The organism is Streptomyces sp. CRN 30, from assembly GCF_034105845.1.
This window is the reverse complement of the sequence record NZ_JAVRHI010000437.1, coordinates 1-16,709: the sequence shown is the minus strand read 5'-3', so window position 1 is coordinate 16,709 and position 16,709 is coordinate 1. Positions and strand designations below refer to the sequence as shown.

Annotated in this window: 12 protein-coding genes; 4 read left to right on the top strand and 8 right to left on the bottom strand. The window is 72.0% G+C overall.

Annotation, left to right across the window (positions count from 1 at the left end):
* Window positions 1-2: 2 nt before the first annotated feature.
* Together UW392_RS47950 and UW392_RS47945 are read right to left on the bottom strand one after the other, a co-directional pair.
* Entirely contained in the window at window positions 3-1,154 is a 1,152-nt protein-coding gene (locus UW392_RS47950) for an FAD-dependent monooxygenase (RefSeq protein ID WP_320781669.1), read from the bottom strand.
* Window positions 1,155-1,342: 188 nt separating this feature from the next.
* On the bottom strand, window positions 1,343-1,909 hold the full coding sequence (locus UW392_RS47945; RefSeq protein WP_320781668.1) for an acyl-CoA thioesterase: 567 nt from the start codon (window positions 1,907-1,909) through the stop codon (window positions 1,343-1,345).
* 119 nt (window positions 1,910-2,028) lie between these two features.
* On the opposite strand from UW392_RS47945, the gene UW392_RS47940 reads away from it, so the two are divergent.
* Window positions 2,029-3,300 (top strand): LCP family protein, encoded by a 1,272-nt coding sequence (locus tag UW392_RS47940; RefSeq protein ID WP_320781667.1) that lies wholly within the window; start codon window positions 2,029-2,031, stop codon window positions 3,298-3,300.
* A gap of 108 nt (window positions 3,301-3,408) precedes the next feature.
* Here UW392_RS47940 and UW392_RS47935 read toward each other — a convergent pair whose 3' ends face one another.
* Window positions 3,409-4,782: an LCP family protein gene (locus UW392_RS47935; RefSeq protein ID WP_320781708.1), complete on the bottom strand. Its 1,374-nt coding sequence runs from the start codon at window positions 4,780-4,782 to the stop codon at window positions 3,409-3,411.
* Window positions 4,783-5,048: 266 nt separating this feature from the next.
* Here UW392_RS47935 and UW392_RS47930 point away from each other — a divergent pair, with 266 nt between their 5' ends.
* On the top strand, window positions 5,049-6,107 hold the full coding sequence (locus UW392_RS47930) for a glycosyltransferase family 2 protein (RefSeq protein WP_320781666.1): 1,059 nt from the start codon (window positions 5,049-5,051) through the stop codon (window positions 6,105-6,107).
* A 31-nt stretch (window positions 6,108-6,138) separates the two neighbouring features.
* Here the strand turns inward: UW392_RS47930 and UW392_RS47925 are convergent, their stop codons facing one another.
* The 5 genes from UW392_RS47925 to UW392_RS47905 all read right to left on the bottom strand — a co-directional run bounded on the left by UW392_RS47925 (window position 6,139) and on the right by UW392_RS47905 (window position 14,010).
* Entirely contained in the window at window positions 6,139-7,761 is a 1,623-nt protein-coding gene (locus UW392_RS47925; protein WP_320781665.1) for an LCP family protein, read from the bottom strand.
* Window positions 7,762-7,816: 55 nt separating this feature from the next.
* Window positions 7,817-9,502 carry an LCP family protein gene (locus tag UW392_RS47920; RefSeq protein ID WP_320781664.1) on the bottom strand — a complete coding sequence of 562 codons (1,686 nt, stop codon included), beginning with the start codon at window positions 9,500-9,502 and terminating at the stop codon, window positions 7,817-7,819.
* 253 nt (window positions 9,503-9,755) lie between these two features.
* Entirely contained in the window at window positions 9,756-11,528 is a 1,773-nt protein-coding gene (locus UW392_RS47915; RefSeq protein ID WP_320781663.1) for an LCP family protein, read from the bottom strand.
* Between the two features lie 239 nt (window positions 11,529-11,767).
* Window positions 11,768-13,036 carry an LCP family protein gene (locus UW392_RS47910; RefSeq protein WP_320781662.1) on the bottom strand — a complete coding sequence of 423 codons (1,269 nt, stop codon included), beginning with the start codon at window positions 13,034-13,036 and terminating at the stop codon, window positions 11,768-11,770.
* Window positions 13,037-13,248: 212 nt separating this feature from the next.
* Entirely contained in the window at window positions 13,249-14,010 is a 762-nt protein-coding gene (locus UW392_RS47905; RefSeq protein WP_320781661.1) for a TIGR03089 family protein, read from the bottom strand.
* A 139-nt stretch (window positions 14,011-14,149) separates the two neighbouring features.
* Here UW392_RS47905 and UW392_RS47900 point away from each other — a divergent pair, with 139 nt between their 5' ends.
* Window positions 14,150-15,481 carry a peptidoglycan recognition protein gene (locus tag UW392_RS47900; RefSeq protein WP_320781660.1) on the top strand — a complete coding sequence of 444 codons (1,332 nt, stop codon included), beginning with the start codon at window positions 14,150-14,152 and terminating at the stop codon, window positions 15,479-15,481.
* A 74-nt stretch (window positions 15,482-15,555) separates the two neighbouring features.
* Entirely contained in the window at window positions 15,556-16,638 is a 1,083-nt protein-coding gene (locus tag UW392_RS47895) for an NDP-sugar synthase (RefSeq protein WP_320781659.1), read from the top strand.
* Window positions 16,639-16,709: the final 71 nt, after the last annotated feature.

The window sequence follows — 16,709 nt, the reverse complement described above, 5'->3', positions numbered from 1 at the left end:
CCTCACAGGGGCCGCACCATCTCCTCCAGGACCCGTTGCGTCAGCCCCGCGTGGTCGAAGCCGGGGTGGGCGGAGGGGTCCATCTCGTACGCGCCGATCGCCACCGACGACTCCACGACGAGGGCGCAGCGGTCGTGGCGGCGGTCGGCGTACGCCCGGAACGCGTCCTCGTACGCGTCGTGCGCGGCCAGGCACTCGGCGAGGACCACACCGTCCTCGATCGCCTGGGCCGCGCCCTGTCCCAGGTGCGGGGTCACCGCGTGCACCGCGTCGCCGACGAGGACGATCCGGCCCCGGTGCCAGGGGGCCGGGGCGATCAGCCACTCCTCCGGGCGGAAGACGATGTCCCGGGCGCGGTCGTCGGTGACGTGTGTGTCGCGGACCCGGGCGGTCAGCCCGCCGAACGGGGCGAGGCGCTCGCGCAGTTCGGCCGCCGCCTTGTCCTGCTCGAGCCGGCGGCCCTCCTCCCAGGTGACGTTGAGGAACAGGTACGCCGTGTCGGGGCCGATCGGCACGTAGCCGACCAGGCCGTCCGGGCCGTGCTGGAGGACGATCCGGTCGATCTCCGGCTCCCGCGGGATGTCGAGACGGAAGGCGGACTGGCCGAGGTAGACGGGCTTCAGCTCCTCGGCCAGGACGTAGGGGCGGGTCCGGGAGCGGACGCCGTCCGCGCCCACGACATGGTCGTACGTCCGGGTCGTGCCGTCGGTCAGGGCCACCGCCACGCCGTCCGGGCCGTCGGCCAGCGAGTGGAAGGTCTTCCCGTACTCCAGGACCGCCCCGGTCTCCCGCGCCCGGTCGGTGAGGACGTGGTGGAGCCGGGGGCGGGAGAGGCCGTTCATGCAGGGCAGGCCGGAGCCGGGGATGCGGGCGCCCGGCATCTCGCGCAGCGGGTTGCCCTCGACGTCGAGCATCCGGCCCCAGGCGGTCGTGGCGTACCCGGCCGCCAGACACGCCTCGGCGCAGCCGATCGCGTCCAGCGCGCGCAGCGCGTTCACCGGCTGGATGATGCCCACCCCGGCGACGGACGAGTGAAGGTCCGCCCGGATCTCGACCACGGTGACGTCGTACTCCGCCTGGCGCAGCGCGACGGCGGTGGACAGCCCGCCGATTCCGCCGCCGACGACGAGAACACTGCCTCTGCTTCTCTTCATCGCGTCACCGTAGTGACGGCTCCGGGCTGCGGGGAGGCGGCGGACCCGCACGGTTACGTTGCGCCGACGGCGCCTTGCGCGCGGGCGCGCGGTGCTCTCTCCGCCGGGCCTCACACGATCGATCCCATCGGGAGCCACGTCGTCCGACAGCCCCCGGCGCGGCGTTCCGGCCGGTGATCCCCTGCGTTCTAGTCGGTGATCCCGTCCGCCGCCCGCCGCTCCCGCAGCTCCATGATCGCGCGGCGCCGGGCCAGCCGGTGCGTGCGGCGGATCTGGGCCTCCTGGTGGCGGCGCCGGTCCCGCTCGGTCTCCGGGAGCACCGGCGGTACGGGACGGGGCTTGCCGTCGGCGTCGACCGCGGCGAAGACCAGGTACGCCGAGCCGACCTGGGTGGGCGGCGCCGACTCGTTCCAGCGCTCGGCCAGCACCCGCACCCCGACCTCCATGGAGGTCCGCCCGGTCCAGTTGACCTGGGCCTTCACATGGACGAGGTCACCGACCCGGACGGGTTCGAGGAAGGCCATCTCGTCCATGGACGCCGTGACGGCGGGCCCGCCGGAGTGGCGTCCGGCGACCGCGCCCGCCGCGTCGTCCACCAGCTTCATGATCACGCCACCGTGCACCGTGCCCAGCAGATTGGTGTCGTTGTGGGTCATGATGTGGCTCAGGGTGATGCGGGCGGCCGAGGTGGGCCGGCCCGGGATCTCCTCAGGCGCCGACCGGTCGGCCGAGGCCTGTTCTGCCTGGTCTGTCATGGCCTCCACCTTATGCCGCGACGACATGGGCGTAATTTGTGTCAGCTTGGCAACAGGGGTGCCCTGATTTTCCGACGACCCTTGTATAGGGCACAGCCGGGACCTGCACACTGGTCCACATGAGCGAATGGCCCCAGGGAAGGCCCGGCGACAACGGCGGCCGGTACGGACGCGGCAGCGCGAACGCGCAGCCCGAGAGCGCCCGAGTGATGCGGCAGGTCCGGCGCGGCCAGACGCCGCCCGGTCCGGGCCAGGCGCCGCCGTACGGCGGCGGGGTGCCCCAGCAGCCCACGTACGTCGACGGCGGCGGACAGGGCGGCTACGACAGCGGCTACAACACCGGCCAGGTGTACGGCACCCCCGGCGGCCAGGGCCCGGCCGGCCCCGGCCCCGGCGCCCCGCGCCCCGCGCCGAACTGGGGCCGCCGGATCAAGTGGGCCGCGATCACCCTGGTGACCGTCCTCGTCGTCACCTCCGTCGCCACCTACTTCTGGGCCGACTCCAAGCTCAACCGCGAGGTCGACCTCTCCAAGGTCATCGACCGCCCCGAGGCCGGCGAGGGCACCAACTACCTCATCGTCGGCTCCGACAGCCGCGAGGGCATGTCCGACGAGGACAAGAAGAACCTGCACACCGGCTCCGCCGAGGGCAAGCGCACCGACTCGATGATGATCCTGCACACCGGGGACAACGGCTCCACGCTGGTGTCGCTGCCCCGTGACTCGGACGTCGAGATCCCCACCTTCAAGGGCTCGGAGTCCGGCAAGACCTACCAGGGCACCGGCCGGCACGTGAAGCTGAACGCCGCCTACGCCGAGGACGGCCCCGAGCTGCTCGTGCGCACCGTCGAGTTCAACACCGGCCTGCGCATCGACCACTACGTCGAGATCGGCTTCGGCGGCTTCGCCAACATCGTCGACGCGGTCGGCGGCGTCGAGATCGACATCCCGCAGGACATCAAGGACACCAAGTCCGGCGCCGACCTCAAGAAGGGCAAGCAGACCCTGAACGGCGAGGAGGCCCTCGCCTTCGTCCGCACCCGCTACGCGCTGGCCGGCTCCGACCTGGACCGCACCAAGAACCAGCAGAAGTTCCTCTCCGCCCTGGCGAGCCAGGTGGCGACGCCCTCCACCGTCCTCAACCCGTTCAAGCTGTACCCGACCATGGGCGCGGGCCTGGACTCCCTGGTCGTCGACAAGGACATGGGCCTGTTCGACCTGGCGAGCATGTTCTGGGCGATGAAGGGCGTCAGCGGCGGCGACGGCACCTCCCTGAACATGCCGATCGCGGGGAACGCCGCGGGTGGCAACCTCGCCTGGGACGACGCCAAGGTGAAGAAGCTCGTCGAGGAGCTGAAGAACGACGAGAAGGTCACCGTCACGGGCAACTGAGCCGGACGGCGACGAGAACGAGGGCCGGGGCGGCACACGCCCCGGCCCTCGCCGTTCGTTCCGGTCCTCGCCGCCCGCCCGGCCCCTCGCCGTCTGTCCCGGCCGCTCTCACTCCTTGCCGCAGACCACCTCGTCGCCGCGGACCACGGCGCCCGTCTCCTGCGGCGGCTCCTCCGGCTTCACCGGACGCACCTCCTTGTGGGCGGCGCCGACGGTCACCAGGAGCGTCGGCCCCCGACCCCGCTCCACCCGCAGCTCACTGCCGGGCAGCGCCGCGGCCAGCGACTTCGCCGAGTTGTCCCACTGCGGGTCGTAGAAGACGACGGTCCGCTCGACGTCGGGGTGCTTGGCGTTGGACGGCACGCCGGTGGTGCGGAACCCGGTGGCGCGCAGCTCCTGGTCCACGCGCTTGCCGAGCCCGGAGGCCTCCGTGCCGTTCTCCACCTGCACCCGGATCTGCTTCGGGTCGACCGGGACCCGCTCCACCGGGGTCCTCGGCACCGGCTTCGGCACGGACAGCGGCCGGTCCTCGCGCAGCGCCGTGAAGAGCCGCCCGGACGCCGCCGGGTCCCACTTCAGGGTCGAGCCGACGCCCTTCACCGCGTACCCCATCTGACCGATCGGGACGGTGGTGAACTCCGACGACGACGGCGAGAAGTTCCGCATCGCCCGGCCGAGGGCCAGCAGTTCGTCGGTGCCGAAGCCCTTGTCGGCCCGGACCGACCCCAGCACCGCCCGGGTCACGTCCCGGAACTTCATCGGGTTCAGCAGGATGCCCGAGGAGGTGGCCCGGTCGATGGTGGCCGCCATGAACCGCTGCTGCCGCTTCATCCGGCTCAGGTCCGAGGCGCCGTCCAGGTGCCGGGAGCGGACGTACTGCAGCGCCTGCCCGCCCATCAGCGTGTGCCTGCCGGCCGGCAGGTCGAGCCCCGTGTAGCTGTCCTTCAGCGGCTGCGCCGTGCAGATCCGGACCCCGCCGAGGACGTCCACCGTCTTCATGAAGCTGGTGAAGTCGACCTCCAGATAGTGGTCGATCTTCACCCGGGTCATCGCCTCGACGGTACGGACGGTCAGCTGCGGCCCGCCCTCCGCGTACGCCGCGTTCAGCTTGAGCGGGTGCCCCTCGTGCCGTTCGCCGGTGTTGCGGTCGGTGTGGCCGGGCGTCTCGGCGTAGGAGTCGCGCGGCAGGCTGACCACGGTCGCCCGCTCCCGGTCCGCCGAGATGTGCACGATCATCATCGTGTCGGTGCAGTGGCAGGGCGCGCCGCCGAGGCGGAACCGGCGCCGCTCCTCCTCGGTGACCCGGTCCCGGCCGTCGGTGCCGACCAGCAGGACGTTCATGCCGTGCCCGGCCCGCGGCCGGTTCTTCATGTCCTTGAAGGCGTCGACCCGGGCGATGTCCGAGTCGAGGTGGGAGAGGACGGCGTGCCCGATCCCGGCGGAGGCGAGCACCACCGCGGACAGCGCGGTCGACACCCGCACGGCCCAGCGCGGCCGGCGGCGCCGGCGCCCCGGCGGCCGGGACGGACGCGGCGGCGTGCGCCGGGCCGGCGGCGCCGCCCGCCGGGCCGGGACCCGGGAGGAGGGGGAGCGGGGCGGCGTGGACAAGGGACACCTCCGCGGGGACAGGCCCTGGTGCCGGACGGACGGGGAATCCTGAGCACCGTAGGCCCATACGATCTGCGGACCGGGGCAGCGGCCCCGGCGGCGCGCACCCGTGTCCCCCGTTCGCGGTAACGTGAGCACCGATGAACGCAAAGTCCGACGTGCGGCTCCCCGCCGTTTCCGTGATCATGCCCGTCCTCAACGAGGAACGTCATCTGCGCGGCGCCGTCAAGGCCATCCTCGCCCAGGAGTATCCGGGCGAGATGGAGGTCGTGATCGCCCTCGGTCCCTCCGCGGACCGTACGGACGAGATCGCCGCCGAACTCGTCGCCGAGGACCCCCGGGTCAGTACCGTGCCCAATCCGACGGGGCGCACCCCGGCCGCGCTGAACGCCGCGATCAAGGCGTCCCGGCACCCGGTCGTGGTCCGCGTCGACGGCCACGGCATCCTCTCGCCGGGGTACATCGCCACGGCCGTACGGCTCCTTCAGGAGACCGGCGCGCAGAACGTCGGCGGCATCATGCACGCCGAGGGCGAGAACGACTGGGAGCACGCGGTCGCCGCCGCCATGACCTCGAAGATCGGCGTCGGCAACGCGGCCTTCCACACCGGCGGCGCGGCGGCCCCCGCCGAGACGGTCTACCTCGGCGTCTTCCGCCGCGAGGCCCTGGAGCGGCAGGGCGGCTACAACGAGGAGTTCATCCGCGCCCAGGACTGGGAGCTGAACTTCCGCATACGTGAGGCCGGCGGCCTGATCTGGTTCTCGCCGGAGCTGCGGGTCTCCTACCGGCCCCGGCCGAGCGTGCGCGCGCTGGCCAAGCAGTACAAGGACTACGGCCGCTGGCGGCACGTCGTCGCCCGCTACCACTCCGGCTCCATCAACCTGCGCTACCTCGCCCCGCCGACCGCGGTCTGCGTGATCGCCGCCGGTGTGGTGGTCGGCGCGGTGCTCACCCCGTGGGGCTTCGTGGTCCCCGGCGCCTACCTCGCGGCGATCGTCGCGGGCTCGGTCCCGGCGGGCAAGGGGCTGCCGCTCAAGGCCCGCCTGCGGATTCCCGTGGCGCTGGCGACCATGCACATGTGCTGGGGCTGGGGCTTCCTGACCAGCCCGAAGGCGCTGGCCCGCAAGGTGATCGCCTCGCGGCGCCCGGCCGTCATGCCCGGGGCGGACGCGGACGCCGACCCGGCCGGCGCCCGCTGACCGTCCCTCAGGACCCCGGGACCCCGGGACCTCAGGACCAGGTGAACGCCGGGTTCACGTGCATGCAGGCCGAGTCGTCGGCGCCGTTGAGGGCGTCGGCGGTCTCGGGCGTCGTGTCGTCCTGCTCCGGCGCCTCGTACTCCGTGTCCTCGCGCCAGTCGGCGCCGACGACCAGAGTGACGCCCGTGACCTCCGTCGACCGCTTCACCGCGCCCTTCGGGACTCCGAGGGCCTCGGCGACGCGCAGGGCGTCGCCCTCCAGGTCGGCGCTCGGGTAGCGCAGGACCGTGGTCTCCTCGCCGTCCGCCGCGCCCGCGTCGGCGACCGCCGAGGTGAAGCCCTTGCCCGCGAGCAGCCCCGTCACCGCGCTCGCGCGTCCGCTCACCGGGGCGAGGGTGTCGGACCCGGTGCCGTTGCGGACCTGTACGGCTATGTCGGCGTCGTCGGCGGCCGGGTCGGCGTCGGCGGTCGCCCCGGCCGTCGCCTCCGGGTCCTTCTCCGCGTCCTTGCCGTCGAGCGCGATGTCCTCCCTGACCAGCCGGAACAGCTGCTCGGCGTCCTCGGTGGGCTCGACCCGCGCCCCCACGTAGCGGTTGGGCATCGTGGTCATGGTGATACGTTTCGGCTCCACCGTGCGCAGCTCACTGCTGAGGTCGTAGAGCTTCTTGACGGTGTCCAGGCCCGAGTCGACGGTGAGCGCCTCCGTGGCCTCCTCGGCCAGGTTGCGGAGCTGGTTGGGATTGCTCAGGGTGGCGTTCTCGCGCACCACGCGGACCATCGAGTTCATGTACATGTGCTGCGCCTTGGCGCGGGCCAGGTCGCTGCCGTCCTCGAAGCCGTAGCGGGTGCGCAGCCACTGCAGGGCCTGCTCGCCCTTGACCGGGTGGGTGCCCTCCTCCAGCTTCAGCCCCGAGCCGTGCCCCTGGCCGTCCCGGGAGTGGATGTTGGCGTCCACGCAGACCGGGACGCCGCCGATCGCGTCCGCCATCGACACGACACCGGCGAAGTCCACCATCACGAAGTGGTCGATGTGGATGCCGGTCAGCTCCTGCCAGGTGGCCACCGTGCAGCCGGGGCCGCCGTGGCCGAGGCTCTGGTTGGCCATCGTCCGGCCGTCGCTCGCCGGGTAGACCTCGCCGTCGTCGGGGTCGGTGCACTTGGGGATCTGCACCAGGGTGTCGCGGGGCATGCTGATGACCGACATGTTGGTGCGGTCGGCCGAGAGGTGCACCAGCATCTGGACGTCGGCCAGCGGCGTCGAGCCGAAGGTCTCGCGGGCGCCGCCCAGCTTCTGGTTCTCCTCGCTGTCCCGCGCGTCGGAGCCGATCAGCAGGATGTTCAGCGGCGTCTGCCCGGCGGCGTTCGGCGTCGGCTCGGCGACCTTGCTGTCACCGAGGTTCAGCTCGTCCTTCTTGATGTTGTCGTTGAGGTGCCGGTAGTAGACGTAGCCGGCACCGGCGGCGCCGCACATCACCACGGCGAGGGTGACCGCCGTCCAGCGGAGCACGCGGCGCCGTCTGCGCCGGGGGCGGTGCGCACCGCCCCCGGTGGGGGTGTCGGGGATGCCGGGAGTCTCCCCGCCGTCTCCGGCGTCCTGGCCGTTGGGCGATATGTCCGCCTCCGGCGCCTCCGGAGCGCTGTCCTTCGTCTTCACCGCGTGTTCCTCCCCGCCCCCGGGCCGCGCGGGTCCACCGGCGCCCCCTCCGTGCTCAACTGGCGCACTTCACCTCGTCGGCCGTGGACTTCCGCACGCTCTTCGCGTCGGCCGCCGACGAGCCGAGCTTCACGCCCGCGCCCTTGAAGTCCTGGCCCAGGGTCAGCGTCATCGTCGGCAGCCCCTGCGCGTTGACGACGCTCTCACCGGGCTTCATGGCCGACCCGGACAGCCCGAGCAGATCGGCGAGCCGGCGGGCCTCGTCGGCCTGCCCGGGGTCGTACTCGACCTGGGTCCTGCTCAGTTCCTTCTCGGCGTTGCCGCCGTTCTCGGACTTGGTGACGCCGGCCTGGGTCTGCAGCCAGTTCAGCTCCTGCTGGGCGCTGCCGGCCTCGGCACCGCCGTTGAGGACGCGGACGCGGACCTCGGAGGCGTCGGCCTTGACGCCCTTCAGCCGGGCGGCGATCGCGGCCTTCTCCTTCTTCTCCTGCTGCTTGACCTCGGTGAGGGAGACGTCGTTCTTGATCAGGTCGAAGAGCTGAGGAGCCTCCGACTGGCGCACCACCACGGTGGCCTTGATCGTCTCCGCCGGGTTGTCGTTCACCGGCACCGTCGTGAACGAGATGTTCTTCGGCGGCACCTTCTTCAGCTCCAGCGCCACGTCCTTGAGCGTGCCGACGCTGCCGATGGCACTGTCGACGGTGAGCGCCTCGGTCGCCGCCTCCGCCAGCTTCAGCAGCTTGGTGGGGCTGGTCAGCGTGTCGCTCGACGACATCTTGCGCATCAGCGAACCGAGGAACTGCTGCTGTACGCCGATCCGGTCCAGGTCGCCCTGGTTGCCGAAGCTGTGCCGGGTACGGACGAAGGCGAGCGCCTGCTCACCCTCGACCGTGGACTTCCCGGCAGGCAGCTGGAGCTTCGACTCCTTGTCGTCGACGGCGTGCGCCACGCACACGTCGACGCCGTCCACCGCGCTCGTCAGCGTCTTCACCGCGTTGAAGTCCGCCATCACGAAGTGGTCGGGCTTGACGCCGGTCAGCTCGGTGACGGTCCGCATGGTGCAGCTCGGGTCCCGGCCGCTCTCGCCGAGGCTCCGGTTGAAGCGGACGCCCAGCTGCCCCGGGACGACCGTCTCCGTGCCGTCCTCCCCGGTGGTCGGACAGTCGGGGATGTCCACTATGAGGTCGCGGGGGATGCTCAGCGCGGTGGCGTTTGAGCGGTCCTTGGAGACGTGCAGCAGGATGTTGGTGTCGGCGTGGCCGACGCTGCCCTTGTCGCCGTAGCCCTCGTTGCCCTCGCCGGTGCGCTTGTCCGTGCCGATGACGAGGATGTCGAACGCCTCGTCCTTGCGGAAGCTGCTGGAGCCCGCGTCGCCCACGTCCGTCGTGGAGACGTTGCCCTCCAGATGCTTGAGGTAGAAGTAGCCGCCGGTGCCGGCCGCGAGGACGACGACGGCCATGGTGGAGCCGGTCCACAGCAGGACCTTGCCGGTCTTCGACTTCCTCTTCCCCGGGTGGCGTCTGCGGCGGCCGGGCGGTGGTTCCTCGGGTGCGGGTGCGCCCCGGCGTCCGCGCTGCGGCGGTACGTCACGGCCCGGCGCGGGTGCCGGGGCCGTGCGGGGGCCCGGCACGGGAGATGCCGGCGGGGTCTGCCGCAGTTCGTACTCACCGGTCTGCGGGTTCAGTACCCACTGGTCCACGGGATCGATGTCGTCGGCCCGTCCACGGCCCTGCGCGTCCACGGTTGTCCGGATCCTCCGTCGAAATCAACAAGTACGCGACGCCGGTGGGCGGGCCTCACGGCGGTGGGGCACTGGGCGTTCACACTATCCGCCTGTCACGGCGGCCCCGCCCCGGCGTCGAGGTCGACGGCCGGGCCACCGTGAAGTGGACGCACGACGGACCCGGTTGGTTGTACGGCGGCTTGGTTGTACGGCGCCTTGGTTGTACGGCGGCAGTGGCCGCCCTGTCAGACGACGAGGGCGGCCACGAGGTTCACTGCGCGCACTTCACCTCGTCGGCGGTGGACTTGTCCACGTCCGAGGTGTCGGCGGAGGAGGAGTTGAGCTTGACGCCCGCGCCCTTGAAGTCCTTGCCCAGGGTGAGCGTCATGGTGGGCAGCCCCTGCGCGTTGGTGACGGACTCGCCGGGCTTCATGGCCGAGCCGGACAGGCCCAGGATGTCCGCGAGCCGGCGGGCCTGGTCGGCCTGGTCGGGGTCGTACTCCAGCCGCGTCTTGCTCAGGTCCTTCTCCGCGTTGCCCGCGTTCTCGGACTTGGTGACCCCGGCCGAGGTCTGGAGCCAGGTCAGCTCCTCCTGCGCGCTGCCGGTCTCGGCGCCGCCGTTGAGGACGCGGACGCGGACCTCGGAGGCGTCGGCCTTGGTGCCCTTCAGCCGGGCGGCGACGGCGGCCTTCTCCTTCTTCTGTTCCTGCTTGACCTCGGTGAAGGACACGTCGTTCTTGATCAGGTCGAAGACCTGGGGGGCCTTGGACTCGTTCAGCACGACCGTCGACTTGACCGTCTCCGCCGGGTTGTCGATCACCGGGATCGTGGTGAACGTCAGGTTCTTGACGTTGAGCTTGCCGAGTTCGAGACCGAGATCCTTGAGCTTGCCGATGCTGTTCAGCTGCGAGTCGACGGTCAGCGCCTCGGTGCCCGCCTCGGCCAGCTTCAGCATCTTCGACGGGCTGGTGAGGGTGTCGTTGGACTTCAGCTTGCGCATCAGCGCGCCGAGGAACTGCTGCTGGATCTCGATGCGGCTCAGGTCGCCGCCGAAGCCCACGGAGTGCCGGGTGCGCACGAAGGCCAGCGCCTGCTCGCCCTCGATGGTGTGCGTGCCCGCCGACAGCTTCAGGTGCGAGTCCTCGTCGTCGATGTCCTTGGCCAGACACACCTCGACGCCGCCGACCGCCGTGGTCAGCGTCTTGACCGCGTTGAAGTCGGCGACCATGAAGTTGTCGGGCTGCACCCCGGTCAGTTCGGTGACCGTCCGCACCGTGCAGGAGGGCGTACGGCCGTCCTGGCCCAGGCTGGTGTTGAAGCGCACGCCGGTGGTGCCGGGGATGACCTTGGTCGAGCCGTCCTCCTGCTCCGTCGGGCAGTCCGGCACGTCGACGATGAGGTCGCGGGGGATGCTCAGCGCGGTGGCGTTTGAGCGGTCCTTGGAGACGTGCAGCAGGATGTTGGTGTCGGCGTGGCCGACGCTGCCCGCGTCGCCGTAGCCCTCGTTGCCGTCGCCGGTGCGCTTGTCCGTGCCGATCAGCAGGATGTTGATCGCCTTGTCCTTCTGGAAGCCACCGGTGCTCGCGCCGTCGTCGGAGACGGCCGTGATGTTGCCGTTGAGGTGCTCCAGATAGAAGTACGCGGCCGAGGCGGTGGCCAGGATGACGAAGGCCATCGTGCCGCCGGTCCACAGCAGGACCTTGCGGGCCTTGGACTTCTTCTTCTCCGGGCGGCGGCCCCGCCGGCCGGGCGGCGGCTCCTCGGGCGCGGGCGCGCCCCGGCGTCTGCGCTGCGGCGGAACGTCACGGCCCGGCGCGGGAGCGGTCCGGCGCCCGCGCGGCGCGTCCGCGGGGGCGGTCCCCTCCGCCTCACCCCTGTCCCCGCGGCCGGCGGATCTGCCGGAGGCGGATCTGCGGGGGCCCGGAACGGTCGGCTGCGGAGCGGAAGGGCTCAGTCGCAGTTCGTATTCGCCAGTGTGCGGGTTGAGTACCCACTGGTCTGCGGGGTCGATGTCGTCCGCCCGCCCACGGCCTTGCGCGTCCACGGTTGTCCGAATCCTCCGTCGGGGCCACGCGGCGCCTTTCCCCTCCAGGCGCTCGGGTCTCGGTCGTTCAGGGCCCGACCGAGAACAGAAGTCGCGGTAGGGCACACCGGATCGCTCACACTAACCGCACGGTTCGCCGTAAGGCGACGCCGGTGACGAATTCCACGTCGCTTACAAGCGGCAATCCGCCCATTCTTGCGAACCCGAGCCCATAACTGTGTACGACCTTGGAGCCCGCTTTACTCGCAGGGGTCCTCGGCGGCCGTGTTCCCGCGGAACGTCGGCGCCGGGGAAGCGTCTCCCGACGGCTCGTCGCCGCGCTTTCCGGTCGACATTCCGTCGCCCTTCCCGTACGTGCCGTGATCGCCGCGGTCCGGTCGCGCGGGGCCGTTGCCCCCGTCCGAGCGGCGCGAGGCGTTCTCCGCGACCGTGACCGGTTCGTCCGTCCGCAGCCGCGTGAAAAGCTTCTGCGCCGCGGGCTCCGTCAGTTGGTCGCGATTGGCGTTCTGCGGCCACGACTCCCGTGGAACGGTCAGGAACTGCACACGTTCGGTGGGGATGTCGCGAAGCCCGCGCACAAGCTGGTACAGACCGTGCAGATTGGCCAGGTCCGGGTCGGTGGTGAGGGAGGACGTGGCCGCGTTGAGGACGGGGTACAGCTTCACCGGGTTCAGCAGGACGCGGTTGCTCTGTACCTTGTTGACGAGTGCCCCGAGGAACCGCTGCTGCCGTTCCATCCGGTCGGTGTCGCTGCCGTCGCCGAGCGACTTGCGGGCCCGGACGTAACCGAGCGCCTGCTCCCCGCTGAGCGACACCCGTCCCGCCGGCAGCCGCAGCCTGGCGTCCTTGTCGTCGACCGGCCGGGACAGGCACACCTCGACGCCGTCGACCGCGTCGACCATCTCCTTGAAGCCGTGGAAGTCGACGACCACGTGATGGTCGACCCGGATCCGCGTCAGCTTCTCCACCGTCCGGATCGAACAGGCCGAACCGCCCACCTCGAAGGCGTAGTTGAACTGCGCGAACGCCGGCTCCGAGCGCGACCCGTCCGGCCGCCGGCAGCCCGGCACGTCCACCATCAGGTCGCGCGGCAGGGAGACGCCGGTGGCGCTGTTCCGGCCCGCGGACAGGTGCAGCAGCATCGCGGTGTCCGACCGCTCGGTCCCCGGGTCCCGCCCGTACCGGGAGTTGTCCTTGCCCGAGCGGGAGTCCGAGCCGATCAGCAGGATGTTCTGCGCGCCGCGCACCAGCGAGGTCGGCCGCTCCTTGTCGTAGCGGGCCAGCTCGGCGGCGGCCGCCTCGTCGGGCGTGATGTTGCCGTTGAGCTTGGTGTACACCGTCCAGCCGATCCCCGCGGCGCCGGTCAGGAACACGGCCGCCGCCAGGCCCGACCGCCGCAGCCACCGCCGGCGCCTGCGGTGCCGCAGTCCGGTGCCGGTCGCGGAGGCGCCCGCGCCCGGTCCGAGAGTGCCGTCGCCGTCCTCGGAACCCGCCCCGGTGTCGGTCACTCTGGCACTCCTCCTGCCGTGCTCGCTTCTCATGATCATGACCCGGAAGCGGGCGGGAGGGCGGGTGGGGTGCGCCGAACGGGGGAGGGCGTCCGGCGCGGGGCGGGCGGCGGGCGGTGGAGGTCTGGAGTGGTGCCGGTCTGGGCGGTGGAGGTCTGGAGTGGTGCCGGTCCGGGCGGCGGAGGTCCGCAGTGGTGTCCGTCCGGGCGGCGTCAGCGGGCCGTCACGGTGATGCGCTCCGACTCGATCCGCTGGTCCAGCGGATCGGGCGCCAGCCGGTCCAGGTTGCGGCACAGCACCACCGAGCCGCCCGTGGCCAGCGGCCCGTACAGCCCGGCGTGCAGCCCCTCCCACGTGTCGTACGGCAGTCCGGACAGGACGCGCGCCCCCGGCCCCGTGAGCCCCAGCGCCGTCGCCTCCGCGCGGGCCCGCTCCACCACCTCGGCGCCGGTGAACTCCCGTCCCGCCACGATCAGCGCGGGCTCCTCCGGGTCGACCGGCGCGTACGCCGTGAACCGGTCGCCCTGCCCCGGCACCTCCACCGCGTAGTCCGCGAACCCCTCGGGCGGCTGCGGGAAGCGCCCGCCGAGCGGCCGCAGGGCGAGCGCGATCCGCGCGCCGGAGCACGCGCGGGCCGCGTCCAGCGTCTCCGGGTCCGGCCCGCTCACGACGAGGTCCGCCGCCGCCGGGTCCCCGGCCACGTCGGCGACGACGCCGACCGACGCGCACGCCAGCAGCCACACCGCCGTCTGCCAGTGCGCGGGCAGCAGCAGCGCGACCCGGTCGCCGGGTTCGGCGGACAGTTCGTCCTGGAGGAGGTTGGCGGTCTTGGCCACCCAATTGGCGAAGGTGGCCACCGAGAGTTCGACGCGTTCGCCCGTGGCGTCGTCGTAGAAGGTCACCAGGGGGCGTCCCGGGTCCGCGGCGAGCGCGGAACTCAGCAGGTCGGCAGGGGTGCGGTCGGTCGCGTTCACCCGCGCAAGCGTACGCGGCACAGCGCGTCGCGCACCGGGCCGCCGGGGCGTACCCGGCCACCGGTTCGGCGGAACGGGCTCCCCCGCCCGCCCTGTTCTGAATAGACAGGTTTGTATGACCATGTCCAGGATCAGGGGCATGCGTGGATTCCTTGCTTCCTCGATCGGCGTCACCTGTGCGGCGGCCCTCGCCCTTCCGCTCGCCCCGCCCGCGGCGGCGAGCGCTCCGCCCGCGGCGGCGAGCGGCCCGGCCGCCGCTCCCGTCTCTCCTCCCGTCTCCGGTCCTGCCGCCGTCCCCGCCGCCGACTCCGCGGCTGTCTCCGCCGCCGGCCCCGTTGCCGACCCCGTGTCCGGCAGCACCCAGTCGCTGCCGCTGCGGAGCCTGGCGCGGGACCGGGCCGGCGCCGCCGCCGAGCAGGGCGTGCCCCGCCGCGACGTACGGCGCTTCTCGCTGGTCGGCGTCGTCTGGGACGACCCGGACCGCGAGGTGCACGGCAGCGTCCAGGTCCGCGTCCGCGGCGTGGGCAGCGGCGCCTGGTCCGGCTGGCAGGACCTCGGGACCCACAACGCCGACCACGGCGCCGACCCCGGGACCGCGGAGCACGACTCCGGCGGGGTGCGGGGCGCCACCGCGCCGCTGTGGGTCGGGGACTCCGACGGGGTGGAGGTGCGGGTCCGGCCGGAGAGCGGCACGCGGGCCGTCCCGGCCGGGATGCGGCTCGAACTGGTCGACCCGGGGGAGGACCCGGAACCGTACGGGAGCGGCGCGCTCACCGCCGGGTTTGCCGGGTACTTCACCGAACCGGCCGCGCGGGAAGCGGCTCCGGCCGAACAGCCCAAGGCCGCGCCCGCCAAGGCCAAGCCGTACATCGGGCCGCGCCCCCGGATCGTGACGCGGCGCGGCTGGCGCGCGGACGAGAGCCTGCGGGAGAAGAGGCTGGGGTACACGAAGAAGGTCAAGGCGGCCTTCGTCCACCACTCCGCCACCGGGAACGGCTACAAGTGCTCCCAGGCGCCGTCAGTCATCCGCAGTATCTACCGCTACCACGTCAAGAGCATGGGCTGGCGGGACATCGGCTACAACTTCCTCATCGACAAGTGCGGAAAGATCTACGAGGGCCGGGCCGGTGGTGTGGCGAAGCCGGTCCTCGGCGCACACACCCTCGGGTTCAACTCCAACAGCATGGGAATCGCCGTTCTCGGCACGTACGGCAGCAAGAAGCCGTCCGCCGCGGCGGTCCGTGCGGTGGCCCGGCTGACGGCGTGGAAGGTCGGTCTGTACGGGATGAATCCCCGCGGCCGGACATACCTGAAGTCCGCGGGTGGCAATCTCTACCGAAAAGGCAAGAACGTACGACTCAATGTGATCTCAGGTCACCGGGACGGTTTCAACACGAGCTGTCCGGGCGCGCAGCTGTACAAGAAGCTCGGCACGGCCCGCTCGACCGCGGCCAAGTACCAGGGCCGCTGAGCGCGGGGGACTCTGCATACACTGACCGGCCGAAAGACAGTTCGGCCGGTCCCGGCAGGAAGCAGAGACGACAGGTGACAGAAGCGATCCTCCTGGTCGGCGGCAAGGGCACGCGGCTCCGCCCGCTCACGGTGCACACGCCGAAGCCGATGGTCAGGGCAGCGGGGGTGCCGTTCCTCACGCACCAGTTGGCGCGGGCGAAGGCGGCGGGGGTCGAGCACATCGTGCTCGCGACGAGCTATCTGGCCGAGGTGTTCGAGCCGTATTTCGGGGACGGCTCCTCGCTCGGGCTCCACATCGAGTACGTGACGGAGGAGGAGCCGCTCGGTACGGGCGGGGCGATCCGCAACGTGGCGTCGCGCCTGCGGTCGGGGCCCGACGAGCCGGTGCTGATCTTCAACGGGGACATCCTGACGGGGCTGGACATCGGGGCGCTGGTCCGCACCCACGGGGCGACGGGCGCGGATGTCTCCCTGCACCTGACGAAGGTGACGGACCCGCGGGCGTACGGGCTGGTCCCCACGGACGGCACCGGGCGGGTGCTGGCCTTCCTGGAGAAGCCGCAGACGCCGGAGGAGATCGTCACCGACCAGATCAACGCGGGGGCGTACGTCTTCCGGCGGTCGGTGATCGACACGATCCCGGCGGGGCGGCCGGTGTCGGTGGAGCGGGAGACGTTCCCGGAGCTGCTGGCGGCGGGGGCGCATCTGCAGGGGATGGTCGACTCGACGTACTGGCTGGACCTGGGGACGCCGGCGGCGTTCGTGCGGGGGTCGGCGGACCTGGTCCTGGGCCGGGTGCCGTCCCCAGCGGTCCCTGGTCGCTGCGGCGACCGGCTCGTCCTTCCCACGGCGACGGTCGCGCCGGACGCCAAGCTGTCCGGCGGGACGGTGGTGGGCGAGGGGGCGTTCATCGCGGAGGGGGTACGGGTGTTCGGCTCGACGATCCTGCCGGGCGCGGTGATCGAGCCGGGCGCGGTCGTCACGGACTCCCTCGTCGGGAACCGGGCCCGCGTCGGTACCCGCTCCGTGGTCACCGGCACGGTGATCGGGGACGGCGCGGTGATCGGCGCGGACAACGAGCTGAGAGAGGGCGTCAGGGTGTGGTGCGACGCGCGGATTCCGGCGGGGGCGGTGCGGTTCTCTTCCGACCAGTGAGTCGGGGGCGGGGGGCGGGGGGGCCTGCGGCGCATGTGCGGCTTCGGTGGGGGTGCGCGTAGCGCCATCCG